The organism is Mesorhizobium sp. CNPSo 4689, assembly GCF_057784325.1.
This window is the reverse complement of the sequence record NZ_JBWLUZ010000021.1, coordinates 42845-68950: the sequence shown is the minus strand read 5'-3', so window position 1 is coordinate 68950 and position 26106 is coordinate 42845. Positions and strand designations below refer to the sequence as shown.

Sequence of the window (26106 nt, the reverse complement as noted above, 5' to 3'; positions counted from 1 at the left end):
ACGCCACCATCTTGAATGTGGGCGCCTGCGACGCGATGTAGGCAGGGCTGCCTGATAACGCCTTGGAGACCGCGCGTGACCCAATCGACGACAAAACGCCTGAATGAATCCGCCGCCGAGGATCCGCATCTCTGGCTGGAAGACAGGACCGGCAAAGAGGCGCTCGACTGGGTGCATCGCCAGAATGAAGTGACGGTCGGCGAATTGCAGGGTGACCCGTCCTACCAGGCGGCGTTCGAAACCGCGCTCGACCTGATGACGGCCGAGGACAACATCGCCGTTGGCGCCGCGCTCAATGGCCATGTCTACAATTTCTGGCAGGACAAGAGCAATGTGCTGGGCCTCTGGCGCCGCACAACGGTCGCCTCCTACAAGACCAACAAGCCTGAATGGGAGACGATCATCGACTTCGACGTGCTCTCGGCCAAAGAGGGCGTCAAATGGGTGTTCAGCGGGGCGAGCCGCCTCTATCCCGACTTCACCCTCTGCCTGGTCTCGATGTCGCCGGATGGCGGCGATGCCAGCGAGATGCGCGAGTTCGACATCGCGGCGAAATCCTTCGTCGAGGACGGCTTTCGCGCGCCAGCCTCGAAGTCGGGTTTCTCCTGGTTGGACAGGGACACGGTGATTGTCTCGGCCGCCTTCGAGGAGGAGGACAAGACCCAGTCCGGCTATCCGCGCGTGGTCAAGCTCTGGCGGCGCGGCACGAAACTGGAGGACGCGACGCCGATCTTCGAGGCCGAAAAACAGGATCTCGCGGCCGGCGGCGGGGTCGAGATCGACGGCGACAGGCGGCATTTGTTCCTTGCCCGCACCATCGACTTCTTCTCCTCCCACAGCTTCCTGCGGTTGGCTTCCGGCGAGAACAGGCGCATCCCGCTGCCGGACGACGTCACAGACACAGCGATCTTCAAGGGGCAGCTCATCTTCGGCGTGCGTAGCCCTTGGACCGCGCCGGACGGCACGCGCTGCCTTCCTGACGCTCTGTATTCGGTGGATTTCGAGCGCTGGATCGAAACCGGGGTGCTGGGGCCTGTCGAAACCGTGCTCGAACCGGCGCACCGGGTCTCGATCGCCGGGCTCGCGCGCACAGAGGAGCGACTGTTCATCAATCTGATGGACAATGTGCGCGGCAAGGTCATCGCCTGCGACCGCGTCGGCAGCGGCTGGTCGCTGAAGCCCGTCGCGCTGCCGGAAAACGGCAATGTCGGCATCAGCCATGCCGAGCATTTCGGCGCCAGCGTGTCCTTCTCCTTCACCGATTTCCTGACGCCGAGTTCGATCATCTGGTCGGACAATGATGGCGAGACGCTGGCGACGGTGAAGTCGCAGCCGGCGCGTTTCGACGCTTCGCCCTATGTCTCCGAGCAGTTCGAGGCGCGCTCGAAGGACGGCACCATGATCCCGTATTTCGTCGTCCGGCGGCGCGACCAGAAAGGGCCGGTGCCGACGCTGCTCTACGGCTATGGCGGTTTCGAAGTGCCGCTGCTGCCCGGCTATGCCGGCGTGCGCGGCAGGCTCTGGCTGGAGAAGGGCAATGCCTATGTGCAGGCCAACATCCGCGGCGGTGGCGAGTTCGGCCCGGCCTGGCACCAGGCGGCGCTGAAGGGGAACCGCCAGAACGCCTTCGACGACTTCGCCGCGGTTGCACAGGATGTCGTTGGGCGCGGCATCGCCACCGCGGCTTCGCTCGGTATCCAGGGCGGCTCGAATGGCGGCCTGCTCACCGGCGTCTCGCTGACCCAGCGCCCTGAGCTATTTGGCGCTGTCATCATCGACGTGCCGCTGCTCGACATGCTGCGCTACACGGAATTGCCGCCCGGCGCTTCCTGGATGGCCGAATATGGCGATCCGTCGAAGCCGGAAGAGGCGGCGTGGCTTGGTGCCTATTCGCCCTATCAGCATGTCGAGGCCGACGCCGCCTATCCGCCGGTGCTGCTCACCACATCGACCGCCGATGACCGTGTCCATCCTGGCCACGCGCGCAAGATGGCGGCGCGGCTGCAGGCGGGCGGCCATGCGAAAGCGCTGTTCTTCGAGGAGACCGAGGGTGGGCATGGCGGGCGCGGCGACCGCCGGCCGCAAGCGGCGCAGGCGGCGATGCGTTATGTCTTCCTCCAGCGGGCTCTGGCCGGCACGGCTTGAACACAAGGCCTCAGGCGGCTTAAGGTGCCGCCATGGCTCTGATGAAGACATCCAGCGCATTCGGGGTGGCGGTGACGCCGTCACCGCGCACGCTGCGTGCCGAGCTTCTGCGCCTGTGCGCCCGCATCGGCTATTCGCCTCCGGCTGTCCTCTGACGAATCCGCCCCGGCTCCTGCCGGATTGATTCAAGAGGAAAGACAAGCTCATGACCTATCAGAATTATTCGCTGAAGCAGCTTCAGCAGATCGACGCCGCGCATCACCTGCATCCGTTCACCGACCACAAGGAACTGCGCGAGGCCGGCTCGCGCATCATCACCCATGCCAACGGCCCATTCATCTACGATGCCGATGGCACGGAAATCCTCGACGGCATGGCCGGGCTGTGGTGCGTCAATGTCGGCTACGGCCGCGACGAACTGGCCGAAGCGGCCTACACCCAGATGAAGGAGCTGCCTTACTACAACTCCTTTTTCAAATGCTCGACGCCGACGCCGGTGCTTCTGTCCAAGAAGCTGGCGGAACTGGCGCCCAGGGGTGTCAGCCAGGTGTTCTACGGCTCCTCGGGCTCAGAGGCCAACGACACGGCGCTGCGGCTTGTGCGCCACTACTGGGCGCTGGAAGGCAAGCCGGAGAAGAACCGCATCATCTCGCGCAAGATGGGCTATCACGGCTCGACCATCGCCGGCACCTCGCTCGGCGGCATGGAGCCGATGCACAAGCAGCTCGGCGGCGCGGTGCCCAACATCGTGCATGTGATGATGCCCTATGCCTATGAGCTGGCGCTGCCCGGCGAAAGCGACCATGATTTCGGCCTGCGCGCGGCCAAGGCGGTCGAGGACGCCATCCTCGAAGCTGGCGCCGACAAGGTCGCCGCCTTCATCGGCGAGCCGGTGATGGGCGCGGGCGGGGTCAAGATCCCGCCGATGAGCTACTGGCCGGAAGTGCAGCGCATCTGCCGCAAATACGATGTTCTCCTGATGCTGGACGAGGTCATCACCGGCTATGGCCGCACCGGCGAGTGGTTTGCCGCGCAAACCTTCGGCATCGAGCCCGACACCATCACCACGGCCAAGGCGCTGACCTCCGGCTACCAGCCGCTGTCGGCGCTGCTGGTTGGCGAGCGTATCGCCGCAACCCTGGTCGAGAAGGGCGGCGAGTTCTATCACGGCTATACCTATTCCGGTCACCCGGTAGCCTGCGCCGTGGCGCTGAAGAACATCGAGATCATGGAGCGCGAGGGTCTGGTGGAACGGGTCAAGAACGACACCGGGCCTTACTTCGCCCAAGCGTTGCAGGATCGCATCGCCGGGCACAATCTCGTCGGCGAGGTGCGTTCCATCGGGCTGATGGGCGCGATCGAGATCGTCAAGGACAAGGCGACTAAGGAACGCTTCCTGCCGGCGGGAAGTGCGGCAGTGACCGTGCGCGACCACGCCATCGCGCAAGGCATGATGCTGCGCGCCACCGGCGACACGATGATCCTGTCGCCGCCGCTGATCTGGACACGCGAGACCATCGACATGGCCTGCGAACGCATCGCCAAGGCGCTCGACCTGGCGGAAGCGGATCTGCGCAAGCGCTAAGACGAATGACGGCTGGGCGCCTTTTGTTTCGGGCGCCCGGCCTCAAACCAACTTTCCTGATGATATCAGGGAACGAATAGCCCACATCGCGCTTAGTGTCCGGGACCGGCCACACCGGCTGCAGTTGGGGCAACGATTTTCATGACAAAAACCGGCAAGAGCCGACGGGCGTTGGAAGCGGCCGCGATAGGCCAGGATCTGATGCTGGCGCCGCTGGTGGCGGCGATGCGGCTGCCACTGATGGCGGCAGATGTGCGAAATGGCCAAGCCTGGGGGACCGAGACCGCTCGCGCCATTCATGAAAAAGCGGCCGCGATTGCCAAAGGCGCGTTTGCCGCGCAAATGGCGCTGTTGCAATCCACGGCGCACTTCTGGCCGGAAGTTTTTTCTGACCGCATGCCATCGCTGTTCAACGCTATCGCCGCTGAGCGATCGTTTAGCGCTGCGCTGAAGCCGGCCAGCCGTGCCGTAAAGGCGAATTTTCACCGGCTGTCGGCAAAGACTTGACCTGTACAAAGCGGATGAGTGGTACCCAAACGCAAAAACCGCGCCCCACCGGGAACGCGGCTTTGCCAGATACGCATGGCGTTTCGCTACAAGAACACATGCGAAACTTACGGGCTCCGGTACGCGAGACCTGATCCGGAGCGCCGGGCGGATGCGATATGTCCGCCTCGCTGTCCGTTTTATAGGCACATCGTTACCGGCCGGTTATCGAGAACTTAAGCAAATCTAAATTTGCGGTCGTTCCACCGGAAAAGGCGAGAAAAGTCCTGTGAAATTCGAAACTTAATTAGAATTGCCGCGCAGGAAATTTATGATGCCGGAAAAATCGGCGCCAGCATGCCCCTGCGCATTGAACAGCGCGTAGAGCTGCGTCGCCTCGGCACCGAGCGGCGTCACTGCGCCGGCGCCTTGGGCGGCCTCCTGCGACAGCTTCAGATCCTTCAGCATGAGTGCGGCGGCAAAGCCGGGCTTGTAGTCGCGGTTGGCAGGTGACGCCGGAACCGGGCCGGGCACCGGGCAGTAGCTGGTCAGCGACCAGCACTGGCCCGACGAGGTCGACGCGACATCGAACAGCGCCTGATGCGAGAGCCCGAGTTTTTCCGCCAGCACGAAGGCTTCCGCAACGCCGATCATAGAGATGCCGAGGATCATGTTGTTGCAGATCTTTGCCGCCTGTCCGGCGCCGTCGCCGCCGCAATGGACGACGCGGCCGGCCATCGGCTTGAGGATCGGCTCGGCTGCCGCGAATGCGTCGTGCGAGCCGCCGGCCATGAAGGTCAGTGTGCCGGCAGCGGCGCCGCCGGTGCCGCCGGAGACCGGTGCGTCGATCGACGCCAGCCCATGCTTGCTTGCGATGGCATGCGCCTTGCGCGCCGACTCGACGTCGATGGTCGAGGAATCGATGAACAGCGCGCCTTTCTTCGCCTTGGGTGCGATGTCCTCATAGACCGACAGCACATGTTTGCCGGCCGGCAGCATGGTGATGACCGCATCGGCGTCCTTCACCGCGGCAATCGCGTTGGCCATGATGACGACGCCATGCTCCCTGGCGACGGTGAGGTTCTCCGGCAGCAGGTCGAAGCCGTGCACCGCATGCCCAGCCTTGACCAAATTGGCGGCCATCGGATTGCCCATGTTGCCGAGGCCGATGAAGGCGATGGTGGTCATCGAAATGTCTCCCGGTCTTTTGTTTTGATGCATGTCGTTATCCCAAAACCGCTGCGCACTTTTGGGCGACATGCATTGGCGTCAGCGGCCGATCAGCGCGCGGGCGATGATGACCCGCATGATCTCGTTGGTGCCTTCGAGGATCTGGTGGACGCGCAGGTCGCGCACCAGCTTCTCGATGCCGTAGTCGTGCAAATAGCCGTAGCCGCCATGCAGTTGTAGGGCGTCGTTGGCGACATTGAAGCCGGTGTCGGTGACGAAGCGCTTGGCCATGGCCGACCATTTTCCGGCGTCGGGTGCCTTGCGGTCGAGCTTCGAGGCGGCGGTGTAGAGGAACATCCTGGCCGCCTGCAGCTCGGTCTCCATGTCGGCGAGCTTGAACTGCAGCGCCTGGAACTGGTTGATCTTCGAGCCGAAGGCCTTGCGTTCCGCGGTGTAGGCGAGCGCCTTGTCGAGCGCCGATTGCGCGCCGCCGAGCGAACAGGCGGCGATGTTCAACCGGCCGCCATCGAGGCCGGCCATGGCGATGCCGAAACCGGCGCCCTCAGTCGACAGCAGGTTTTCCGCCGGCACCTTGCAGTCCTCGAAGATGACCTGGCGGGTCGACTGCATGTGCCAACCCATCTTGTGCTCATTGGCGCCGAAGGAAAGGCCCGGCGCATCCTTGGGCACGACGAAGCTAGAGATGCCCTTTGGTCCATCGGCGCCGGTGCGCGCCATGACGACATAGAGGTCGCTGTCGCCGGCGCCGGAGATGAACTGTTTGGCGCCGTTGAGCACATAGCCGTCGCCGCGCTTCGCCGCGCGCGTCTTAAGCGCTGCTGCGTCCGAGCCTGAACCTGGTTCGGTCAGGCAGTAGCTGGCCAGCCACTCCATTGAGGTCAGTTTCAGCAGGTAGCGCTGGCGCTGCTCCTCGCTGCCGAAGCGGTCGATCATCGACGCAACCATGTTGTGGATCGAGATGAAGGAGGAAAAGGCCGGGTCGGCACGCGACAGCGCCTCGAAGATCAGCACTGCATCGAGCCGCCCCAAAGCCGAGCCACCGACATCGTCGCGAACATAGATACCGCCAAGGCCGAGTGGGCCTGTCTCGCGGATCACATCGGCGGGGAAATGTTTCGCCCGGTCCCAGTCAAGCGCGTTCGGCGCGACGCGGTCGGTGGCGAAGGCTTGCGCCATCTCCTGGATGGCGCGCTGCTCCTCGTTGAGTTCGAACTGGCTGGTGCTCGCATCGACCGCGGCGTCCATGGCGTGCTCCCTGTGTCCTTGGCCAGTAGTCTGCTGGCCTGTCGTTTTTGGCTTTGCGCGCCGCTCAATCTAGACCAATGATGCCGCCGCGCAACCCAGCCTGCTGCGCAGCGGCTGTGCGCGAATGGATCAGCGGAGCATAGCGTGCCGACAAATTTCGATGACCTCCTCGATAGCTTCCGTGGCTATCTGGACACGGTGGACAGCCCGCTGGTGCGGGAAGCGGTGGCGCGGATCGAGTGGAACATGCCGGCCCGTGCACTGGCGCCGCATGCGCTGCCTTGCCTTCGCTACCTCGACCGTATTGTCGAGCTTGCTCCGGCCGACGCCAGGCCGTTGACGCGGCTGCTGGCCCGGCGCCGGAACGAATTCCGCTGGGGGCAGACCTACAGCGTGACCGATTTCGGCGCGACATTCCTGGAAAAATATGGCTGGCTGGAGGTGTTCGGCACGCGCGGCCATTTCATCAATGACGAGGTCGCGGCCGGTCTGCTGATCCTTGGGCCTGGCATCGTCTATCCCGACCACCATCACATTGCCGAGGAGATCTACGTTCCGCTGACCGGCGGCACGGAATGGCGCATGGGTGAGGGCGGCTTTGAGGTTCGCGAGGCCGGCGAGGTGATCCACCATGCCTCGAATGTCAGCCACGCCATGCGCACGGCCGAGGAGCCGCTGCTGGCGCTCTATATCTGGCGCGGCGGGCCGCTGGCGCAGAAGTCGACCATTCCCGGCACCGTTGCGCAGGGCAGGGCGTGATGGCCAGGGCAATCATGCTGCAAGGCACCGGCTCTAATGTCGGCAAGACCGTGCTGGTGGCGGGCCTGTGCCGCGCGGCGAAGAAACGCGGGCTGAAGGTGCGGCCGTTCAAGCCGCAGAACATGTCCAACAACGCCGCCGTCGCCGACATTCCCGGCGACAACAATGCCGGTGGCGGCGAGATCGGCCGCGCGCAGTGGCTGCAGGCGATCGCCTGCGGTGTTGCGCCGTCTGTCCACATGAACCCGGTGCTGCTCAAGCCGCAGACCGATATCGGCTCGCAGGTGGTGGTGCAGGGCAAAGTGTTCGGCGAGGCCAGGGCGCGCGACTACCAGGCCATGAAGGGCCGGCTAATGGAGGCTGTGCTGGAGTCCTGGGCCAAGGTCGGCGAGGGCGCCGACCTCGTCATCGTCGAGGGCGCGGGGTCGCCGGCCGAAATCAATCTTCGCAGCCGCGACATCGCCAATATGGGCTTTGCGACGCGCGCCAACGTGCCGGTGATCCTGGTCGGCGACATCGACCGCGGCGGCGTCATCGCCTCGGTCGCCGGCACGCATCTGATCCTGCCGGAAGAGGACCGGCGCATGATCGTCGGCTACCTCATCAACAAGTTCCGCGGCGATGTCTCGCTGTTCGATGATGGCATCAAGGCGATCGAAAAATTCACCGGCTGGCCATGCTTCGGCGTCGTGCCGTGGCTGAAGGCGGCAACGCGGTTGCCTTCGGAGGATTCAGTTGTGCTCGAACGGCTGGCATCGGGCGAGAAGCGGGCGCTGAAGGTCGCCGTGCCGATGCTTGGCCGCATCGCCAACTTCGACGACCTCGATCCGCTTAAGGCCGAACCGCAGGTCGAGGTCGTGTTCGTGCCGCCCGGACAGCGGCTCCCGGAGGACGCCGGGCTGGTGGTCATTCCCGGCTCCAAGTCGACGATCGCCGACCTCATCAAATTCCGCGAGAATGGTTGGAACCTCGATCTTCTCGCCCACCGCAAACGCGGTGGCCATGTCGTCGGCATCTGCGGTGGCTTTCAGATGTTGGGCCGCATGGTGCGCGATCCCGACGGAATTGAAGGCAGCGTCACCGAAACAGAGGGCCTTGGCTTGCTCGACTTCGAAACGGTGATGGAGCCGGAAAAGATCGTGCGCAATTCCAGCGCCCGGTCGGTACAGTTCGACCTGCCGCTGGAAGGTTACGAGATCCATCTCGGCCGCACCACCGGTCCGGACATGGCGCGACCTTCGGCAATCATCAATGGTGTCGAGGACGGAGCGGTTTCCGCCGACGGCAAGGTGATGGGCACCTATCTGCACGGGCTGTTTTCCGCCGACGCCTTCCGGGCAAGATTCCTGGAAAGCCTCGGCGTCAGGGGCGGCGGCATAGACTATCGCGCCGAGGTCGAACGGGCGCTGGACGAGGTCGCCGCCGAACTGGAAAGCCATCTCGACTGCGACGCGATTTTTGCGCTGGCTCGTTAGAGCTGCCTACGCCTTTTCGCCGGCCTTCGGCCAGTAGGTGCCGAAGGACCAGACATTGCCTTCGGGATCGCGGCAGATGAATTCGCGGCTGCCGTAATCGCGGTCAACAAGTTCCTGTATGATCGTGGCGCCAGCCTTTTTGGCCTTGGCATAGGCGACGTCGGCATCGTCGACGGCGACGTAGATCGATTTGCCACCGCCTGAGCCCGGCTCGCCAACCATCTTGCCGTAATCGTCGTCGCGCGCGGTGCCCAGCATGATCATCGAGGAGCCGAAGACGAGTTCGGCGTGGTGCACGACGTCACCCTCGCCATAGCGGGCGCGAACGGTGAAGCCGAACGCATCGCCGAGCCAGTCGATCATTTTTGCTGCGTTCTTGTAACGCAGGGCAGGGTAGAGCCGGGACGCTTCGCTGGTCGTGGGCATTGGGGAACCTCCTTCAACTAGGGTTGGTCGATAACCCAGTCTGGGCAAAGGTCGCTGCGGCGTCTTGAAGAAATGTTACCCGGCGGCGATTGCGGTCGGCGTCTCGCCGGCGAGGTCGCGGAACTCGCGCACCAGATGCGCCTGGTCGGCATAGCCGCAATCGGCGGCGATGTCGGCCCAATCGCTTTTGTCCTGTCTCGACAGGCCAAGCGCGCGGTTGAAGCGGACGATGCGCGACAGTGTCTTCGGGCCGACGCCGACCGCGTCGGAAAACTTTCCCGCAAGGTGCTTGCGGCTCCAGCCCAGTCTTCCGGCCAGCGTGGCGACGCGGGTGCGCCCGCCGGAGGCGATGATGCTGTCATAGGCCCAGCCGATTTCGGCCTGCATGGGATCCGTCGAAGCCAACCGGGCAGCGACGAAGCTCTCGGCTATGGCAAAGCGAGCGTTCCAATCCCGCGCATCGCCGAGCCTTTCGCGCAGCGTGATGCCCTCGAGGCCAAGCACATCGTCGAGGCCAACCATGCGGTCAGTCAATTCGCTCATCGGCTGGCCAAAGAAACGGCGGGCGCCGAGCGGCGTGAAATTGATCTGCACGCAGCAGGCGCCGCCGAAGGATTCGATCACCACCGGCCCGGCAAAAAGGCCGGCGGCAAAGCTGGCGAAGCGGTCGTTGTCGCCGGGGTTCTTGCCCAGACCGATGGCGAAAGGCTCGGCGAAGCTGATGACCAGCGGCACGGTCAGCGAGGCATATTCGACGCTGCGGAAATGGCTTGAAATCGTCTCGCGGTAGCCGCACATGTCGGTGACCGCGCCCTGAAGCTGCGGGCCGGGCAGGCGACGCACCATCTCGAATCGGCTCGGATCAGGCTCTTCACTATCGGTGGCCACGGCGTCTCCTCCGGCAAAGGAAACTAGCAGACCATGCGTCAAAATCAAAAGCGCCCGGTTTGGGACCGGGCGCTTCGCGGTTACCTGAGATCTTGAAGTGCCTAGGCGCCGCGCATCATGCAGCCGCCGGCAAGCACGATGTAGGCGATGAGCACGATCCAAACTGATGCGAGGGGAATGAACGCAAGAACGCCAAGAGCGGCGAGAACGCCGATGATGGCGATAACAAGGGCTATAATGAAAATAAGCTGAGTAGGTGCACTAAGATTCATGTGTGGCTCCTCCAACATGATTCGTACGCCGGCATTCTAACAGGCGCGGGGTCATACACCAATCAAGGTGCGCAGCGGGTTCGCCGCGTCGGCTGGGCGCTTTATCGCGAACGCCATGCGGGGCGAGGAGGATTTCGCCCGGCGAAAGAATTGTGCGCGTTCGACCACTGCTACCCCGTTTGCGCAAGGCCGATTCCGCGCTACCTATTCTACAAGAATCGGAAAAGGGGCTCTGATGGCGTTCGCATTGCTTGACCAGATACGCTCGATCTTCGAAGGCGATCCCGGTGTGCGCAAGGTCGCCGACGACCCGGTGCTGTCAGCGGAACTCTTGATGCTGTTTCGCATGATCCTGGCCGATGGGTCGGTCTCAGAGAGCGAAATGGTCGCCTTCCGCCGCATCTGCAAGGAGGCCTTTGGCATTCCCGAGGCCAGCATCGACAACGTCATCGAGTATCTCAACGAGTTCGGCTACGAGACCAACGGCTCGCAGGCCGTTGCGCAATTCCGCGACCTCGACGTCGAGCGGCGCAAGCTGCTCGCCCGCCATATGGCCGAGATCGCGAAGGCCGACTCGCAACTGGCCGAGAGTGAGGTGCGGCTGTTGCGCCGCACGCTCGACCTGCTCGACATCAGCCCTGTCGATGTGGTGAAGCCGGAAGAATAGGCTTTGTCTTGACGGTCGCCCGGCCGGGTCCCCGCTGCTTCGCAGCGTCCCGGCGTTCGCTGACCTTTCATCGTGCCACCGGCACGATGAATTCGCTTCGCGAACCGGTCGCTCACCCCTGTTCCTGCAACCGCCGCGCGATCGCCCGATGCAGATCGGGCGCTGCGGCGATCAGGGCCTTGGCCGCCTCCGATTGCGGATGGTCCAGCACCTCGCTCGTCTTGCCGCGCTCGACGATCCTGCCGTCATGCATTACCAGCACCTCGTCGGTGATGGCGCGGGCGACAGTCAGGTCGTGGGTGATGAACAGATAGGCGATGCCGAGCTTCTGATTGAGCTCGGCGAACAGGTCGAGTATCTGGGCGCGGATCGAGACGTCGAGCGCCGAGACCGGCTCGTCGGCAACCACCAGTTTCGGACGGGTGATGATGGCGCGGGCGATCGACAGGCGCTGGCGCTGGCCGCCGGAAAATTCATGCGGGTATTTGTCCATGTCTCGCGGGCCGAGCCCGACCTCGTGCAGCGCATGCGCCACCATCTCGCGGCGCTCCGCGGGCGCTGGCTTCTTGTCCAGCACATGCAGCGGTTCGGCCACGAGTTTCTCGACCTTCTGGCGCGGGTCGAAGGAGCCGTAAGGATCCTGGAACACCACCTGCATGTCGCGCCGCGACGGCTTAAGTTCCACCTCGCTCTTGCCGGTGATGGTCTCGCCGCGAAAGCGGATCGTTCCCGAAGTCGATTTGTCCAGCGCCAGTATCATGCGGGCGAGCGTGGACTTGCCGCAGCCGGAGCGCCCGACCAGTGCCACCGACTGGCCCGGCGCCATCGACAAGGACACGTCGTCGACGGCTCGGACCGGTGTGGCGCGTTTGAACAGGGACATGCGCCGTCCCGGGTAATCGCGCGTCACGCCTTCGACCTGAAGCAGCGGCTTGCCCTGACCGGCCTCATGCACTCTGGGGCGCGCGGGCACATGCATGGAGGCCTGCGCCAATTGGCGTGTGTAGGGGTGGAGCTGCTCGGAAAGCGTGCGCGCGGTATCGCCTGCCTCCATCACCTCGCCATGGCGCAGGATGGTGATGCGATCTGCCATCTCCGTCACCACCGCGAGATCGTGCGAGATCAGCAGCAGGCCCATGCGGTTTTCTGCGACAAGGTCGCGCAAGAGATCGAGGATCTGCGCTTGCAGCACCACGTCGAGGGCCGTCGTCGGCTCGTCGGCGATCAAAAGCTTCGGCTTCAGCGCACAGGCGATGGCGATGACGACACGCTGACGCTGGCCGCCGGAGAGTTCGTGCGGATAGCGCGACAGCGGGAAAAGTGCTGCCGGCAGGCCGACCCGGTCGAGCATTTTTCGCGCCCGGTCCTCGGCCTCGGCGCGGCTTGACCTTGTGTGCCAGCGGATGCCTTCGGCCACCTGTTCGCCGATGGTCTTGACCGGGTTGAGCGCGGTCATCGGCTCCTGGAACACCATGCCGATGTCGTCGCCGCGCAGCGCGCACATCTGGTCTTCGCTGGCGGCGAGAATGTCGATGCCATCGAAGGTGACGCGTCCAGTGGCGCGCGCCGCGAAAGGCAGGAGCTGCATCACTGTTAGCGCCGTCATCGACTTGCCTGAGCCAGATTCGCCGACCAGGCCTATCACCTCGCCGGGCGGGACGGAAAGCTCGACACCCTTCAGGATCGGCGTGTCGCCGATCGCCAGCGAGAGGTTCTCGATCTCGAGCAGGCTCATCGCTGCCGCCGCGATTTCGGGTCGAGGATGTCGGCGATACCGTCGCCGAGCAGATTGAGGCCAAGCACGGTGACGACGATCGCCATGCCAGGGAAGATCGCCATCCACGGCGCCACCACCATGCGGGTCTGGGCGTCGAACAGCATGCGGCCCCAGCTCGGCATCGGCGGCTGGGCGCCGAGGCCGACATAGGAAAGCCCGGCTTCGGCGAGGATGCCGAGCGCGAACTGTATGGTGCCTTGCACCAGGAGCAGCGTGGCGATGTTGGGCAGGATATGTTCGATGGTGATCAGCGTGCTGCCTTTGCCGGCGGCGCGCGCGGCGAGGATGAATTCGCGCGGCCAGATCGCCAGCGCGCCAGCCCGCGCCACGCGCGCAAACACCGGGATGTTGAAGATGCCGATGGCGATGATGGCGTTGATGGCGCCCGGCCCGAAGATGGCGGTGATCATGATCGCCGACAGCAGGGCCGGGAAGGCGAAGACGAGATCGTTCATGCGCATCAGCACTTCGTCGACAAGGCCGCCGCGCGCGGCGGCGAAGGCGCCGAGCGGCACGCCGACACCCATGCCGATGCCGACAGCGACAAGCGCCACGGCGATCGAGTTGCGGGCGCCGACCATGATCATCGACAGGATGTCGCGGCCGAAATGATCGGTGCCGAACCAGTGCGTCAGCGACGGGCCTTGCGTCTTGTCTGATATCACCAGTCTGGTGACGTCGTAGGGCGTCCAGACATAGGAGAGGATCGCCACCGCCGCCACCAGGGCAGTGATGATGAGGCCGATGAGAAACGATCGATTGCGGAACGCCTTGGCCAGAATTCTGGCAAGCGTCTCTTCGGGGATGTCGACGTGCAGCGTCATTGCCGGCTTCTCAGGCGCGGATCGACCACCGCGTAGGAGAGGTCGACAAGGAGGTTGACGGCAATGACGGCGGCGACCAGCAGCATGACGACGCTTTCGACGACGATCAGGTCGCGCTGGGTGATCGCCTGGAACACCAGCCGTCCGAGACCGGGCAGGTAGAAGACATTCTCGATGATGATGGTGCCGGCGAGCAAAAACGCGAACTGCAAGCCGAGAATGGTCAGCACTGGGATCATGGCATTGCGCAGCGCATGCCGCCAGAGCACGGCACGGTAGGGCAGGCCCTTGGCGCGGGCGGTTCGGATGTAGTCCTCGTTGAGCACCTCGATCAGTGCCGAGCGGGCGACACGGGCGAGGATCGCCGCCTGCGGCAGCGCTAGTGCTACGGCCGGTAACAGCAGCGATTTCAATGCCGGCCAGACACCGGCACTCCAGCCCGGAAAGCCTCCGGCCGGCACCAGTCGCAGCCAGACGGCAAAGAGGTAGATCAGCATCAGCGCGAACCAGAAGTTCGGTACGGCAACGCCGAACTGCGTGGCGCCCATGGCAATCGCATCGCCGGCCCGCCCGCGCCGGCTGGCGGAATAGAGCCCAACCGGAATGGCGATGATTGTGGAGAGCGCGAGCGCGATCAGCGCCAGCGGCAGCGAGACGACGATGCGCTCGCGCACGAGATCGATGACAGGCACCGAATAGGTGTAAGAGCGGCCGAAATCGAGGCTAAGCAAGCCGCCGGCCCAGTGCAGATAGCGCAAGGCCAGCGGCGCGTTGAGGCCCATCTGGTTGCGCAGCACCTCGACCTGGTCGGCGCTGGCGTTCAGGCCCAGCATCAGCCGCGCCGGATCGCCGGGGATGATCTCAAGCACGGCGAACACCACCATGGAGGCCAGCACCAGCGTGGCGAGAGCGATGATGAGGCGTTTTAGGAGGTAGGCGGTCATGGAACGCGGGCGAGCGTAGCTTCGTCATCCTGGGGCGGAGCAGGAGCGAAGCGACGTCGCGAAGACCCCAGGATCCATGCCGTGACAGCAGCCGAAGAGCGCGACGGTCCGGAACGGGCGTTGCCTCTCCCTATCTCCACCTCAAAGTCTCCCAGATTCTGCATCGCGGCGACGCTCTCAGGTCACGGAATGGATCCTAGGTCTACGCAGTTCGCTTCGCTCGCTGCTTCGCCCGAGGATGACGAAATCCAGAGAGCCTCACTCGCTCCACTTCACCTTGGTGAGATCATTCGCCTGGATCGGTGCGTTTTCCCACAGCCCCTGCAGCTTGGCGTCCCAGACACCAACCTTCGGCAATTCATAGAGGAAACCGACCACGGCATCATCGGCGAGGATCTTCTGGGCCTGTCCCAGAAGCTCCTTGCGCTTGGCCTCGTCGGAGGTGAGGTTGAGATCGGCGATGATCTTGTCGAAGGCCGGATTGTCGTAGTTGAAGTAGTAGTCCTTGCGCGAATAGATATCGATGTCGTTGGGCTCGGTGTGCGAAACGATGGTCAGGTCGTAGTCCTTCTTGGTGAACACCTGTTCCAGCCACTGCGCCCATTCGACCGGAATGATCTCCAGATCGATGCCGACATCGCGAAGCTCCGAGGCGATGATCTCGCCGCCGAGCCGCGCATAGGAGGGCGGCGGCAATTTCAGTGTTGCCTTGAAGCCGTTCTCGAGGCCGGCCTCCTTCAAGAGTTCCTTGGCCTTGGCGACATCATGCGGATAGCGGCCGGTGAGGTCGACATAGTCCTTGTTGGCTGGCGACATATGCGAGCCGATCGGCACGCCGAGGCCGGCCGAGGCGCCGTCGATGATCGCCTTGCGGTCGAGCGCGTAGGAAATCGCTTGCCTGACCTGCAGCTTGTCGAAAGGCGGTTTCTTGTTGTTGATCGACAGGATGGTCTCGCCCTCGGTCGAGCCGATCACCACCTTGAAGCGCGGATCGTCCTTGACCTGGGCGACGCTGTCGGGATCGAAGAACGGGAAGGCCTGGATGTCGCCGGAAAGCAGTGCCGGCACGGCGGCCGCGGCGTCCGGAACGATGCGGAACTCGGCCTTGTCGAGGGCTACAGGCGCGCCCCAGTAATTGTCCGATTTGACCAGCGTGATCGACGACCCCTTGGCCCAGCTCTGGAACTTGAACGGACCGGTGCCGATGGGCTTTTCCTTGTTGGTGTCGGCGGACTCCGGCGCCACCATCACCGCGTCGCCCCAGCCCATATTGTAGAGGAAGGAGCCTTGAGGGTTCTTTAGCGTCACCTTCACGGTCGCCGGGTCGACCACGTCGACCTTGTCTATGGCCGCGAACAGGCCCTTCTGCGCATTGACAGAATTGTCGGCTCTGGCGCGGTCGAGCGAGAATTTTACGTCGTCCGCATTGAAGTCGGTGCCGTCGTGGAATTTCACGCCAGTGTGCAGCTTGAAGGTGTAGACCGTGCCGTCATCGGAAATGGCCCAGCTCTCTGCGAGATCAGGCAGCACCTCGCCGCTTGGGCCGATGCGGGTCAGGCCCTCGAACACGTTGGCGTAGAGCACTTCGTCGATCGCCGCCGCGGCGCCCGCGGTCGGGTCGAGATGCGGGGGTTCGAGCGGAATGCCGATGACCAGGTCGGTGCGCGCGGCAAATGACGAGGTGCTGGCGGCAAGCGCCAGGGCCGCAGCGGCAAGAATGGTTTTCCACAATTTCATCGTGCAACTCCCATATGCTCAAACCGGGTGGATAGAAGCGTGATTTCGAGGTGGAGTAAATTGCGTTTCGTGCTGCCGGGCAGCGCCAGGGGGAATGTTTTTCCTCGGATCGCGTCGTCGATCGGCGCTGACCTCTTTGTCGCCGGATCATCCCGTTGCCGTGCCGCGCAGCAGCACGTTGAGCCCGATCGCCATCACCTTGGCCGACTCCACCATATCGGCAATGCCGACCCATTCGTCGGGCCGGTGCGCGAGATCGAGAATGCCCGGACCGTACGCGATGCAGTCATAGATGTGGCCGATGCGGGCAACGTGCTTCTGGTCGTAGGTGCCGGGCGAGATCACATAGTCTGGCTCGCGGTCGAAGATCGCCATGATCCCCTGCGCCACCGCCTTGACCACCGGTGCGTCGCGCTCGGTCATCAGCGGCAGCACCTCCATCAGGTCGCGGATCTCGTAGTCGAATTTCTTGCGCTCCCGCTTCAGCCGCTCGAGGATATCGGTCACTTCGCTCTTGACCGTGGCAAGATCCTCTTCGAGCAGGAAGCGGCGGTCGATGGTCAGCCGGCAGGAATCGGGCACGTTGGGTGAGGGCAGCCCAGGCCGGAAATCCTCGGTCTGGCCGCCATGGATCGAATTGATGTTCATGGTCGAGCGCCTGGCGCCCTCGGGCACCACCGGCATGCGCGTCATCTTGCGGTCAAGTGCGGGAAACAATTCATCCTCGAAGGCCTGCAGCACGGCGCCCATGTGGCGCACCGCATTGTCGCCGAGGAACGGCATCGAGCCATGCGCGATCTCGCCCTTGGTCTCGATCTCCGCCCACCAGACGCCGCGATGGCCGAGACAGATGCGGTCCTTGTTCAGCGGCTCCGGAATGATGACGTGGTCGACCCTGGGCTTCGAGAAATAGCCGAGCTTGGCCAGGTGGGCGACGCCGCCGAAGCCGCCGGATTCTTCGTCGACGGTGCCCGAGATCTCGATGGCGCCGGGAAAGTCCGGGAAGACCTCCATGAAGGCTTCGGCGGCGATAATCGAGGAAGCCAGGCCCCCCTTCATGTCGCAGGCGCCGCGGCCATAGACCTTGCCGTCCTTCACCAGGCCGGCGAAGGGATCGACGCTCCAGCCGTCGCCGGCCTCGACGACATCGATATGCGAGTTGAAATGCACACAGGCGCCGGGCGAGCGGCCGTCGAAACGGGCGACGACATTGACACGCGGATAGCGGTCGGTGTCGCCGGGTGTGCCTTCGGCGCGGATGAACTCGGTTTCGAAGCCGTGCTTCTTCAGCCGCGCACCAATGTATTCCGCGCACGGCCTGTAGGCCTCGCCGGGCGGATTAATGGTCGGAAAGCGGATCAGCTCGGCGGTCAGTGCAATCAGGTCGTCGACCCGAGCGTCGACGGCCTTCAGGAGTCGTTCGTTCATTTCCGGAGTTGAGCAGCGAACCGGGTCATTTTGCAAGCATGATGCTGAAGCCGCTGAAACTGCGTGTCACAGCGGCAACTATGACGGGAAAATCGTTCAAATTCGCTGCTTTAGATTGGCGAATTTATCAATGAGTGTGTGTTACTTCATTCACCTGCTATTAAAAGCATGAAAAACAGCGTGATGGCAGCGGGCAAGGGCAATCAAAGGGGTTTGATCGCATGAAAAAGACCGTTCTCATGGCGGCGATACTGGCAACGGCGCTGTTCGGCACTTCAATCGAAAGCAAGGCAGCCGCTCTCGTAGCCAACATCGACATATCTTCGCAGACGATGACCGTCAGCCGTTATGGTCAGGTGGTTTACCGGTGGAGCGTGTCCACCGCCCGCAAGGGTTACATCACGCCGCGCGGCAAGTACCGCCCGCAATGGACGGCGCGGATGTGGTATTCGCGCAAATATGACATGTCGCCGATGCCCTATTCGGTGTTCTTCCGCGGTGGCTACGCCATCCACGGCACGGGTGCTGTGAAGTATCTTGGGCGCCCGGCCTCGCATGGCTGCGTGCGCCTGCACACGGCCAATGCCGCGACCTTCTACTCGATGGTGCGGGAAGCCGGTTACGGCAACACACGGATCGTCGTCACCGACTAGTCCGGGCAGACGCTTGTGGTTACTGGCGGGCAGCGTCCATTGCCCGCCCGCGCTGGCGGCGACGCCGGCCGCTGATCTCCCACCTCTTGTGGAACCACATCCACTGTCCCGGATCCTCGCGCACCCAGCGCTCGACCACATCGGCGAGTAGCTGGGTGGTGGCCGGCACGTCGACGCTGCCACCCGCGGTGCGCGGCAAGGTCAGCTTGTCCTCGATATCGAGGCGGAACCGGTTGCCCGGTAGCCGCACGCAGCGCGCCGGATAGACGTCGCAGTCATAGTGGCGGGCCAGCATGCCCAGCACCGGATTGCTCTGGCACGGGCGGCCGAAGAAGGTCGTTTCCAGCCCGCTCGAGAATTTCTGGTCGACCAGCACGCCGATATTGCCGCCGTTTTCCAGGATCGCGGCGAGTGCGAATGAAGCGCCGGTGGAAGACGGCAGCAAGGCCCCCATCGTCGAACGGCGGGTCGAATGGATGTAGTCGGCCAGATAGGGATTGTTGGGCGGACGAAACAGCGCCGTGATCTTCATGCCGAAGGTGGCGGCAGCCACCGGCAAAAGTTCGAAATTGCCGAGATGGCCGGTGAACAAGATGTGCGGCTTGTCTTCGCCGGCGATCTCAAGGAAATGCTCGACGCCGCGGACCTCGACCCGACCGGGCGTCGTCGCTTTCGGGTCGTAGTCGAAAAGCGCGTCGAGGAAGATGTACTCGGCCGCAAGGCGGGCCATGTTGCCCCACATGTCCAAGGCGATGGCCTCGATCTCGGCATCGCTCTTCTCGGGATAGGCGAGGCGCAGATTACTGGTCGCGACGCGGTGGCGCCCGACCAATGGACCGATGCGGCGAGCGACGCGGTCGGCGAAGTTGAGCGCACTGTCGGGCGGCAGCAAGCGCAGCAGCGAAATGATCGTCATCGCGACGCGCGCGACCAGCCAGTGCTCCATCTGGCGAAGCCGCCGGCCGTAGCGAAACGCCAGGTCCCTGCGGACTTTCTTGAAGGCTCTGCCGACCATTCCTAGTCGACGCGCAGGATGATCTTGCCGAACACGTCGCGGCCTTCCATGCGCTTCAGCGCGTCATCGATGTCGTCGAAGCCGACTTCGGTGTCGATCACCGGCGCGACGAGGCCCGCCGCCATCTTCTGCATGGCGTCGGCCATATTCTCCATGCGGCAGCCGAACGAGCCGAGCAGCTTCAGCTGCTGCTGGAAAAGCTGCATCAAATTGATTTGCGTCGACACGCCCGACGTAGAGCCGCAAGTGACCAGGCGCCCGCCGCGCTTCAGGCACAGCATCGAGGCGGCAAAGGTGTCGGCGCCGACATGCTCGAACACGACGTCGACGCCCTTCTTCTTGGTCAGCTTGCGCACGACACCCTCGAAACGGTCGTCGCGGTAGTTGATGACATGGTCGGCGCCGAGCGCCTTCGCCTTGTCGATCTTGTCGTTCGAGCCGACCGTGGTGATCACGGTGCAGCCCATCTTCTTCGCCAGCTGGATGGCGGCGGAACCGATGCCCGAGCCTCCGGCATGGACGAGGATCGTTTCGCCCGGCTGCAGCCTGGCATTGTCGAACAGCATGTGCTCGACCGTGCCGAAGGTGACAGGCGCGACAGCGGCGCCGATCTCGCTCACCCCGGGCGGAGCAGGGACCAGAAGCCGTGCCGGCAGGTTGATCTTCTCCTGCGCGAAGCCATCCAGGTGGAAGCCGTGCACACCGGAGACATGCTCGCAGAGATTGTCGCGGCCTTCGCGGCAGGCGCGGCAAAGGCCGCAAGTGCGCGCGCCATAGATCGACACCAATTGTCCGGGCAGGAGGCTGGATACGCCGGGGCCGACGGCCTCGACCTCGCCGGAGGCCTCGGCGCCGACGACCAGCGGCAGCTTGCGCTTGGCGAAGGCCATGCCGCGCCAGCCCCAGACGTCGATGTGGTTCAGCGCCACGGCCTTGATGCGCAGCGTTACCTCGCCGAGCGAGGGCGGCGGGGGAGGCGGCAGGTCCACCGTTTCAAGGCGGCGGTCCTCGATAAGTTGCAGTGCGCGCATGGAGTCTGTCGGTTCTGTTGAGCGGAAAGCGCTCGCTTAGACCGGTTCCCGCGCCATGACAAGGCAAGTGTTCTGGCCGCCGAAGCCGAAGGAATTCGACAGGACGGTGCCAACCTCGGCATTGCGCTTCTTGTTCGGTACAACGTCGAGCACGATCGCCGGATCGGGATTGTCGTAGTTGATGGTCGGCGGAATGACGCTTTCGCGCATCGTCATCAGCGAAAATGCCGCCTCGACGGCGCCGGCGGCCGACAGCGTGTGGCCGATCATCGACTTGTTCGACGAGATCGGCATCGAGCCGATCCGTTCGCCGAAGACGGTCGACAGCGACAAATGCTCCATCTTGTCGTTTTCCGGCGTCGAAGTGCCGTGCGCGTTGACGTAGTCGATCTCGTCCTCGCCAAGGCCGGCATCGGCGAGCGCGGCGCGCACCGCCGCGATCGCCGGCGAACCGTCGGGCTTCGAGCGAGTGCGGTGGAAATCGTCGGCCTTCTCGCCGCAGCCGCGCATGATGCCGAGAATGGTGGCGCCTCGGGCAAGTGCGGCCTCCAGCGATTCCAGCACCAGCGCGCCGGAGCCTTCGGCGAGCACAAAACCGTCGCGATCCTTGGAGAAGGGTTTTGAGGCCTTTTCCGGGATGTCGTTGTGGGTGGACAGCGCCGACAGCAGCGAGAAACGGATCAGCGCCTCGGCAGTCGCCGAGCCGTCGGCGCCGATCGACAGCGCCTTGTCGCATTCGCCGCGGCGGATCGCCTCGACGCCGAGCTGGATGGCGGTGGCGCCCGAGGCGCAAGCGGTCGACAGCGTGATCGGCAGGCCGCGGGTGCCGAACCTGTCCGCCAGCCGGTCGGCGATCGAGCCGAACTGCGTTGTCTCGAAGATGTCGAGTTCCTTCAGCGCGCGCGCCACGCGCAGTAGTCTTTCGGCGCCGGCGTCCTGCTTGTCGGAATTGTAGAGCGAAAAGCGATCAGCCCAGTCGAGCTCGACCGGCGGCGAGGCGAGGAAAAGCGGTCCGCCGAAATCGGCGGAATCGAGGCCTGCTTCCGCGACTGCTTCACGCGCGGCGGTTTCGGCCAGCTCGTAGGTGAGGGGGCTGGAGCCCTGCGAGCTCGACGGCAGGAAGTCGACCATGCCGGAGATGCGGGTGTTCAGGTGATCGACCGGAAAGCGGGTGATCGGATGGATGCCGGATTTGCCCGATGTGAGTGCCGCCCAGTTGTCGGCCTTGCCGACGCCGAGCGACGTCACCACGCCGATACCGGTGACGGCGACGATTGGCCTGCCCATGTGATCGTTTAGATTGGCCATGTTTTGTCCTAGGTCGTAGCTCAGGCGGCTTTTACCAGCCCCATGCCCTCGAATTGGTGATAGCCGATCGCCGTTGCAAGCACGGATCTGGGAACGCCACCGAACGGCTTTTCGACCGTGGCATCGAAGGCGGGATAGGCGGCCTTGCGGTCGACGGCCAGCGCTGCCAGCGCCACCGCGAAGGGGAACTGCGCTTCCTTCATGTGGCCGGTCAGCGTTGAGAACGCGCGCGCTGCAATCGCCGGATGGGCGCCGAAAGTTGCTTTCTCGGCGGCGGTGGCGGCATGAGCGCCGGAAGCACCTGACATCACCAGCAATTCACCGTCAGGCAATGCAGTCTGGTTGAGCAGTGTGGCGATCTCGGCGTCGAGTTCGCCCAGCCGCCGCCTGGCGCGTCCGGAGACGATGTGGCCGAGTTCGGCGTAGATCTTGCGCCCACGGCTTTCAGCGTGCTCGCGCTGCTCCAGCACCAGGAAGGCGCCGCCGGAGCCGGTAACCACGCCACCGCCTTCGCCGCCCTGTCTTTGCCAGACTGGTTTCCAGGCGCCGCGATGCAAATAGCCGGCCAGCTCGTAGCCGAGCAGCATGTCGGAATGTTCGGTCTGGAAGGCGCCGCCAACCAGCACATGCGTCGACTGTCCCGAGCGGATGCGCGCTGCGGCCGTCTCGACCGCGGCGACGCCGGCACCTTCCTCGCCCATGAAAGTGCGCGACGAACCGGTAACCTTGTGGACGATGGAGATGTTTCCGGCGAGCAGGTTGGACAATTGCGCCAGGAACAAGGTCGGGCGCAATTCGGTGGTCAGTTTCTCGTTGAGCAGCACGTCGCGGTCGTTGCGGCTTTCCGAAGCGGCGAGGATCGCGGCATCGACCGCCTCGTCGCGCTCGCCGCCGCCGGCGGCCACCACCATGTCCATGGTCGCGCAGAGCTCGTCATTGCCCTTGATGCCGGCATCGTCCAGCGCCAGGCCGGCGGAATAGGTGCCGAGCCGCTGCCAGGTCTCCATCTGCCGCTGGTCGCCGCGCTTGGCGATCTGCAGGTTCCAGTCGATGTCGGGCAGCGGGTGGATGGTGTAGGGCGCAAAGCGCGCGGCCTCCAGCACCGGCTGCAGGCCCGGCTGGGCGAGCTTCTGCCAGTGCGCATCCGGACCTTCTCCCAGCGAAGAGACAAGGCCGATGCCGGTGATGACGACGTCGCGGGGGCTGCTCATGGGCGGCTTTGTGGGTTAGGCGGCAGAGCGCGTCAAGGTCACGCGCTCAACTGACGTCAGGCGGTCTTGGCGGCGACCAGCGCGTCGATCTTGGCGCACAGGTTCTTCATGACGAAGTAATCGTCGGTCGAGGCCTTGCCGTCATTGACCTCCTGCGTCCACTTCTCCAGCGGCACCTTGATGCCGAATTCCTTATCGATGGCAAAGACGATGTCGAGGAAATCGAGGCTGTCGATGCCGAGATCGTCGATGGTGTGGCTTTCGGGCGTGATCGTCTCGATATCGATCTCGCTGGTGTCGGCAATGATCTTGGCGACTTTGTCGAACGTGGTGGACAAGGGCTCTTCCTTCGGTTGCGGGCGGAATCTGTCCGCATCTTGTTTGGGCGCTGTCTAATCGGTTTTTCCGGGCAGGAAAAGGCCTGATACGCCGGGCGCAGATGGGATGCCTCCCTTGCAAAGACAAGAAGGGCCGCCGGTTTGTCCGGCGGCCCTTCCCATTTGACGCAAGGTCAGCTCAATCGCGGAGCTTGACCAGGTCGTTCAGCAGCCCGCCCGTTCCGTTGTGGACGGTCAGCCGCTCGACCTTTCCGGCGATGGTCTCCAGAGCCTCGAGCTCCTTCAGACGCAGCATCACCGGGTTCTCGGCCATCACCCGGGCCGTGTTGAGCAGCGAACGCGTCGCGTTCGTCTCCTCGCGACGGCGGATGACGTTGGCCTCGGCCTGCTTTTCGGCCGAAACCACCTGGTTGAGGATTTCGCGCATCTCGCCCGGCAGGATGACATCCTTGAGCGCGATATCGCTGACCTCGACCCCGACCTCGGCCATGTCGGCGCGGACCTTGCCGGCGGCCTCCTCGTCGACCGTCACCTTCTTCTCGAGGATCTGGTCGAGCGTCAGAGCGCCAAGCGTCTTGCGGAAGGCGTACTGCAGGGCGCGGTAGAGGGCTTCCGCGAAGTCCTTCACAGCGCTCACCGCCTTGACCGGATCGACGACCCGGTATTCGGCGGCGATGTTGACGCGGATCGTGACGCGATCCTTGGTCAGCACTTCCTGCCCGGCGACATCGAGCGACTGGCGCTTGAGGTCGACGACCTTCACCTGCACCATGCGTCCGACGTTCCAGAACGCATGCACGCCCGCCGTGAGCGTCCGCACAAGGACACCATCGACGAACAGCAGTCCGGCCTGGCCGTCGACGACCGGATGGACGGACATCAGTTCCGTCTTCCGCGCCTGGCCGATCCGGCGCATGACCGCAGGATCGATCGCCAGTTCCGCGGCAGTGTCGACCAGCGTCACCTTCCACGGTCCGGCATCCGTCCACAGCACGAGCTTGCGGTCTGGCGCCAGGACGGCATGGAGGTTGCCGTCACGCTCGATGACGGCGACATCCGTGCGCCCGGTGCGAATGACGGTGAAATGACGCGCGGCCACATCCGGGAGCTTGTCGAACAACGCCTTCTCGTACGCCGAAACGAATTCCGGGTTCTTCAGATCGTGCCGCGAGACTTCAAGGCTCTGGCGCCGGTTGGCGAGCCAGTGCTCGCCCGGCATCAGGACAGCCTTGATCTCACCCTTGTAGAGGGTGACGGCACGCTCGTTTTCCTTAACAAGGACGCGCTCGCGTCCCAAAACCTTATCGAGAATGGTCATTGTCTTACTCCTGTCGGGCATGGCCCCATGCGAGGCGTCACGTCATGCGTCGATCTTCCTTTTCGTTTCTCGTTTCGCTTCGTCTCTTGCTTCACGTCCCGGCACGATGATCCAGGGACCGGTGGCGTCAATTCGCGGCGGGCCTTCGGGAGCGGATCGCGGGGCGGCGAAGCGGGCGCCGGAAGCCGAAGCTTCCCTTGCCGGCGGCGCTGCGCCTTGATCGTCACCGCGGGCCTGGCCGCGAGCCGACGGCGTCAGACCTTCGGTGCGGTCTCGGCCCGAAGGCTTCGGCCGTCCGTCAGGTCTTCAGCATTCCGGTCCCCGGACCGCTTTTCAGATAACACCGTGAAAGGGTGGTGGCCTATCAGCCATTGGAGAAGGATTCGAACCTTCGACCGTCAGATCATGAGTCTGATGCTCTACCCAAACTGAGCTATCCGTGGTGCAGACAGCAGGATTCGAACCTGCGACCTCCGGACCCAAATCCGGCGCTCTCCCCCTGAGCTACATCCGCGATCCCAACCCCCGAAACGGCGCCGTACACAGGACGGCAAAGCCACCTGCGCGGGCGGAGGCGAAAGCTCCAACCGTTGTGCTCGCTTCGGTTTTCGTGACCGGGAGCGCGCCTATAGCCCCTGCGACGGGTTGTCGCAAGCGGCATTGTCGCGGCATATTTGCGGCTTCCCTCGATGGTGGCATTTCGGCAACACTCGCTCGGCGCCCGGGCAGGGCCTTCGGTGCCGTCAGAAGGTGACGCGGCCGAGCACGCGCAAGCCGTCGCCCTGCGGCTCGACCACCACCGCTTCGCCTTCGCGCGGCGACACGCCGGTCAGCGCCACGATGTTCTCCAGATGGGTGACCAGGACCAGATTGTCCGAGCCGGAATAGCCGCGGATCTCGGTCATCACCGCTGTGAGCTGCGCGGCCTTCTCCGCCGGATCGGTCTTCAGCAGGTCAAGCGGCGCGAAGGGCTCCGGATCGGCCTCGAAGGCGATCCGAGCAGTGTCGAGGCAACGGCAATAGCGGCTGGACAGAACGCGCTCGATCGGGGCGGCGCGGGCGGCGAACAGCGCACCGATCCGGCTTGCCTGCTGCTGGCCGCGCGCCGAAAGGTTGAGCTGGGTCGGGCATTTGGCGATGTCTAAATTGGCCGGATCGGTGGTGCCGGTGACCATGGCGTGGCGAAGCAGCACGACATGTCCGCCGTCACGCAGCAACGCCCAGCCGGCATCCGTCGCGTGGGCTGTGGCGGGAGCGACGAGCAGGAGCAGCACCAACAGAAATCGAACCATCAGTTATCTTTCTCCCGGTCGCCGGCAGGTGGTCCGGTGACCGGCATATAGGGACGGCAAAGCCGGCTGAAAGACAAGTGAGGGTCAAAGG

25 protein-coding genes and 2 tRNA genes are annotated in these 26106 nt (G+C 64.0%); 8 read left to right on the top strand and 19 right to left on the bottom strand.

Annotated elements, in window-relative coordinates; translation table 11 throughout:
* Positions 1 to 75 precede the first annotated feature (75 nt).
* The 4 genes from AC04SI_RS22905 (at position 76) to AC04SI_RS22890 (ending at position 4237) form a co-directional block, all read left to right on the top strand.
* Positions 76 to 2145, top strand: a complete 2070-nt coding sequence (locus tag AC04SI_RS22905) for a prolyl oligopeptidase family serine peptidase (protein WP_404280552.1) — start codon at positions 76 to 78, stop codon at positions 2143 to 2145.
* Between the two features lie 32 nt (positions 2146 to 2177).
* Positions 2178 to 2300: a capsid protein gene (locus AC04SI_RS22900; protein WP_404280553.1), complete on the top strand. Its 123-nt coding sequence runs from the start codon at positions 2178 to 2180 to the stop codon at positions 2298 to 2300.
* A gap of 50 nt (positions 2301 to 2350) precedes the next feature.
* Positions 2351 to 3730 carry an aspartate aminotransferase family protein gene (locus AC04SI_RS22895; protein WP_404280554.1) on the top strand — a complete coding sequence of 460 codons (1380 nt, stop codon included), beginning with the start codon at positions 2351 to 2353 and terminating at the stop codon, positions 3728 to 3730.
* Positions 3731 to 3871: 141 nt separating this feature from the next.
* Positions 3872 to 4237: a hypothetical protein gene (locus tag AC04SI_RS22890; protein WP_404280556.1), complete on the top strand. Its 366-nt coding sequence runs from the start codon at positions 3872 to 3874 to the stop codon at positions 4235 to 4237.
* A gap of 282 nt (positions 4238 to 4519) precedes the next feature.
* Here AC04SI_RS22890 and mmsB read toward each other — a convergent pair whose 3' ends face one another.
* Both mmsB and AC04SI_RS22880 read right to left on the bottom strand, forming a co-directional pair.
* Positions 4520 to 5404 carry a 3-hydroxyisobutyrate dehydrogenase gene (gene mmsB / locus AC04SI_RS22885; RefSeq protein ID WP_404280557.1) on the bottom strand — a complete coding sequence of 295 codons (885 nt, stop codon included), beginning with the start codon at positions 5402 to 5404 and terminating at the stop codon, positions 4520 to 4522.
* 81 nt (positions 5405 to 5485) lie between these two features.
* Complete coding sequence (locus tag AC04SI_RS22880; RefSeq protein ID WP_404280558.1) at positions 5486 to 6652, bottom strand: isobutyryl-CoA dehydrogenase; 1167 nt, start codon at positions 6650 to 6652, stop codon at positions 5486 to 5488.
* A gap of 144 nt (positions 6653 to 6796) precedes the next feature.
* On the opposite strand from AC04SI_RS22880, the gene AC04SI_RS22875 reads away from it, so the two are divergent.
* On the top strand, positions 6797 to 7411 hold the full coding sequence (locus AC04SI_RS22875; protein WP_404280559.1) for a dimethylsulfonioproprionate lyase family protein: 615 nt from the start codon (positions 6797 to 6799) through the stop codon (positions 7409 to 7411).
* A complete protein-coding gene (locus AC04SI_RS22870; RefSeq protein WP_404280560.1) occupies positions 7411 to 8886 on the top strand; it encodes a cobyric acid synthase in 1476 nt (491 codons plus the stop codon). Before AC04SI_RS22875 ends, AC04SI_RS22870 begins: the two co-directional genes overlap by 1 nt.
* Positions 8887 to 8892: 6 nt before the next feature.
* Here the strand turns inward: AC04SI_RS22870 and AC04SI_RS22865 are convergent, their stop codons facing one another.
* The 3 genes from AC04SI_RS22865 to AC04SI_RS22855 form a co-directional block, all read right to left on the bottom strand.
* Positions 8893 to 9312, bottom strand: a complete 420-nt coding sequence (locus AC04SI_RS22865) for a VOC family protein (RefSeq protein ID WP_404280562.1) — start codon at positions 9310 to 9312, stop codon at positions 8893 to 8895.
* Between the two features lie 75 nt (positions 9313 to 9387).
* A complete protein-coding gene (locus tag AC04SI_RS22860) occupies positions 9388 to 10158 on the bottom strand; it encodes a helix-turn-helix domain-containing protein (protein WP_404280702.1) in 771 nt (256 codons plus the stop codon).
* Positions 10159 to 10301: 143 nt separating this feature from the next.
* Positions 10302 to 10472: a hypothetical protein gene (locus AC04SI_RS22855; protein WP_006203375.1), complete on the bottom strand. Its 171-nt coding sequence runs from the start codon at positions 10470 to 10472 to the stop codon at positions 10302 to 10304.
* A 235-nt stretch (positions 10473 to 10707) separates the two neighbouring features.
* Here AC04SI_RS22855 and AC04SI_RS22850 point away from each other — a divergent pair, with 235 nt between their 5' ends.
* Positions 10708 to 11139 carry a TerB family tellurite resistance protein gene (locus tag AC04SI_RS22850; RefSeq protein ID WP_006203377.1) on the top strand — a complete coding sequence of 144 codons (432 nt, stop codon included), beginning with the start codon at positions 10708 to 10710 and terminating at the stop codon, positions 11137 to 11139.
* Between the two features lie 112 nt (positions 11140 to 11251).
* Here AC04SI_RS22850 and AC04SI_RS22845 read toward each other — a convergent pair whose 3' ends face one another.
* The 5 genes from AC04SI_RS22845 to AC04SI_RS22825 all read right to left on the bottom strand — a co-directional run bounded on the left by AC04SI_RS22845 (position 11252) and on the right by AC04SI_RS22825 (position 17849).
* Positions 11252 to 12874, bottom strand: a complete 1623-nt coding sequence (locus AC04SI_RS22845; protein ID WP_404280563.1) for an ABC transporter ATP-binding protein — start codon at positions 12872 to 12874, stop codon at positions 11252 to 11254.
* On the bottom strand, positions 12871 to 13740 hold the full coding sequence (locus AC04SI_RS22840) for an ABC transporter permease (protein WP_488474945.1): 870 nt from the start codon (positions 13738 to 13740) through the stop codon (positions 12871 to 12873). The genes AC04SI_RS22845 and AC04SI_RS22840 overlap by 4 nt, the downstream gene beginning before the upstream one ends.
* Complete coding sequence (locus AC04SI_RS22835) at positions 13737 to 14684, bottom strand: ABC transporter permease (RefSeq protein ID WP_404280566.1); 948 nt, start codon at positions 14682 to 14684, stop codon at positions 13737 to 13739. Before AC04SI_RS22835 ends, AC04SI_RS22840 begins: the two co-directional genes overlap by 4 nt.
* 258 nt (positions 14685 to 14942) lie before the next feature.
* Positions 14943 to 16421 (bottom strand): ABC transporter substrate-binding protein, encoded by a 1479-nt coding sequence (locus AC04SI_RS22830; RefSeq protein ID WP_488474944.1) that lies wholly within the window; start codon positions 16419 to 16421, stop codon positions 14943 to 14945.
* A gap of 147 nt (positions 16422 to 16568) precedes the next feature.
* Entirely contained in the window at positions 16569 to 17849 is a 1281-nt protein-coding gene (locus AC04SI_RS22825) for an acetylornithine deacetylase/succinyl-diaminopimelate desuccinylase family protein (RefSeq protein WP_488474943.1), read from the bottom strand.
* A gap of 221 nt (positions 17850 to 18070) precedes the next feature.
* Between AC04SI_RS22825 and AC04SI_RS22820 the strand changes: the two genes are divergently transcribed.
* Positions 18071 to 18502: a L,D-transpeptidase gene (locus tag AC04SI_RS22820; protein ID WP_006203384.1), complete on the top strand. Its 432-nt coding sequence runs from the start codon at positions 18071 to 18073 to the stop codon at positions 18500 to 18502.
* 19 nt (positions 18503 to 18521) lie between these two features.
* On the opposite strand, the gene AC04SI_RS22815 is transcribed toward AC04SI_RS22820, so the two are convergent.
* The 9 genes from AC04SI_RS22815 to AC04SI_RS22775 form a co-directional block, all read right to left on the bottom strand.
* A complete protein-coding gene (locus AC04SI_RS22815; protein ID WP_404280570.1) occupies positions 18522 to 19517 on the bottom strand; it encodes a lipid A biosynthesis lauroyl acyltransferase in 996 nt (331 codons plus the stop codon).
* 2 nt (positions 19518 to 19519) lie between these two features.
* Positions 19520 to 20548: a zinc-binding dehydrogenase gene (locus AC04SI_RS22810; RefSeq protein WP_404280571.1), complete on the bottom strand. Its 1029-nt coding sequence runs from the start codon at positions 20546 to 20548 to the stop codon at positions 19520 to 19522.
* 36 nt (positions 20549 to 20584) lie between these two features.
* Positions 20585 to 21856: a beta-ketoacyl-ACP synthase gene (locus AC04SI_RS22805; RefSeq protein ID WP_404280572.1), complete on the bottom strand. Its 1272-nt coding sequence runs from the start codon at positions 21854 to 21856 to the stop codon at positions 20585 to 20587.
* 20 nt (positions 21857 to 21876) lie between these two features.
* Positions 21877 to 23067 carry a beta-ketoacyl-ACP synthase gene (locus AC04SI_RS22800; protein ID WP_488474942.1) on the bottom strand — a complete coding sequence of 397 codons (1191 nt, stop codon included), beginning with the start codon at positions 23065 to 23067 and terminating at the stop codon, positions 21877 to 21879.
* 56 nt (positions 23068 to 23123) lie between these two features.
* Complete coding sequence (locus tag AC04SI_RS22795; RefSeq protein WP_006203389.1) at positions 23124 to 23405, bottom strand: acyl carrier protein; 282 nt, start codon at positions 23403 to 23405, stop codon at positions 23124 to 23126.
* Positions 23406 to 23583: 178 nt separating this feature from the next.
* The gene (locus AC04SI_RS22790) at positions 23584 to 24723 is read right to left on the bottom strand and encodes a slipin family protein (protein WP_404280575.1); all 1140 of its coding nucleotides are present in this window, start codon (positions 24721 to 24723) and stop codon (positions 23584 to 23586) included.
* Positions 24724 to 25095: 372 nt separating this feature from the next.
* Positions 25096 to 25162 (bottom strand) — tRNA-Met (locus tag AC04SI_RS22785).
* A gap of 1 nt (position 25163) precedes the next feature.
* Positions 25164 to 25237, bottom strand: a tRNA-OTHER gene (locus AC04SI_RS22780).
* 229 nt (positions 25238 to 25466) lie between these two features.
* Positions 25467 to 26015, bottom strand: a complete 549-nt coding sequence (locus AC04SI_RS22775) for a histidine phosphatase family protein (protein ID WP_404280576.1) — start codon at positions 26013 to 26015, stop codon at positions 25467 to 25469.
* Positions 26016 to 26106 lie beyond the last annotated feature (91 nt).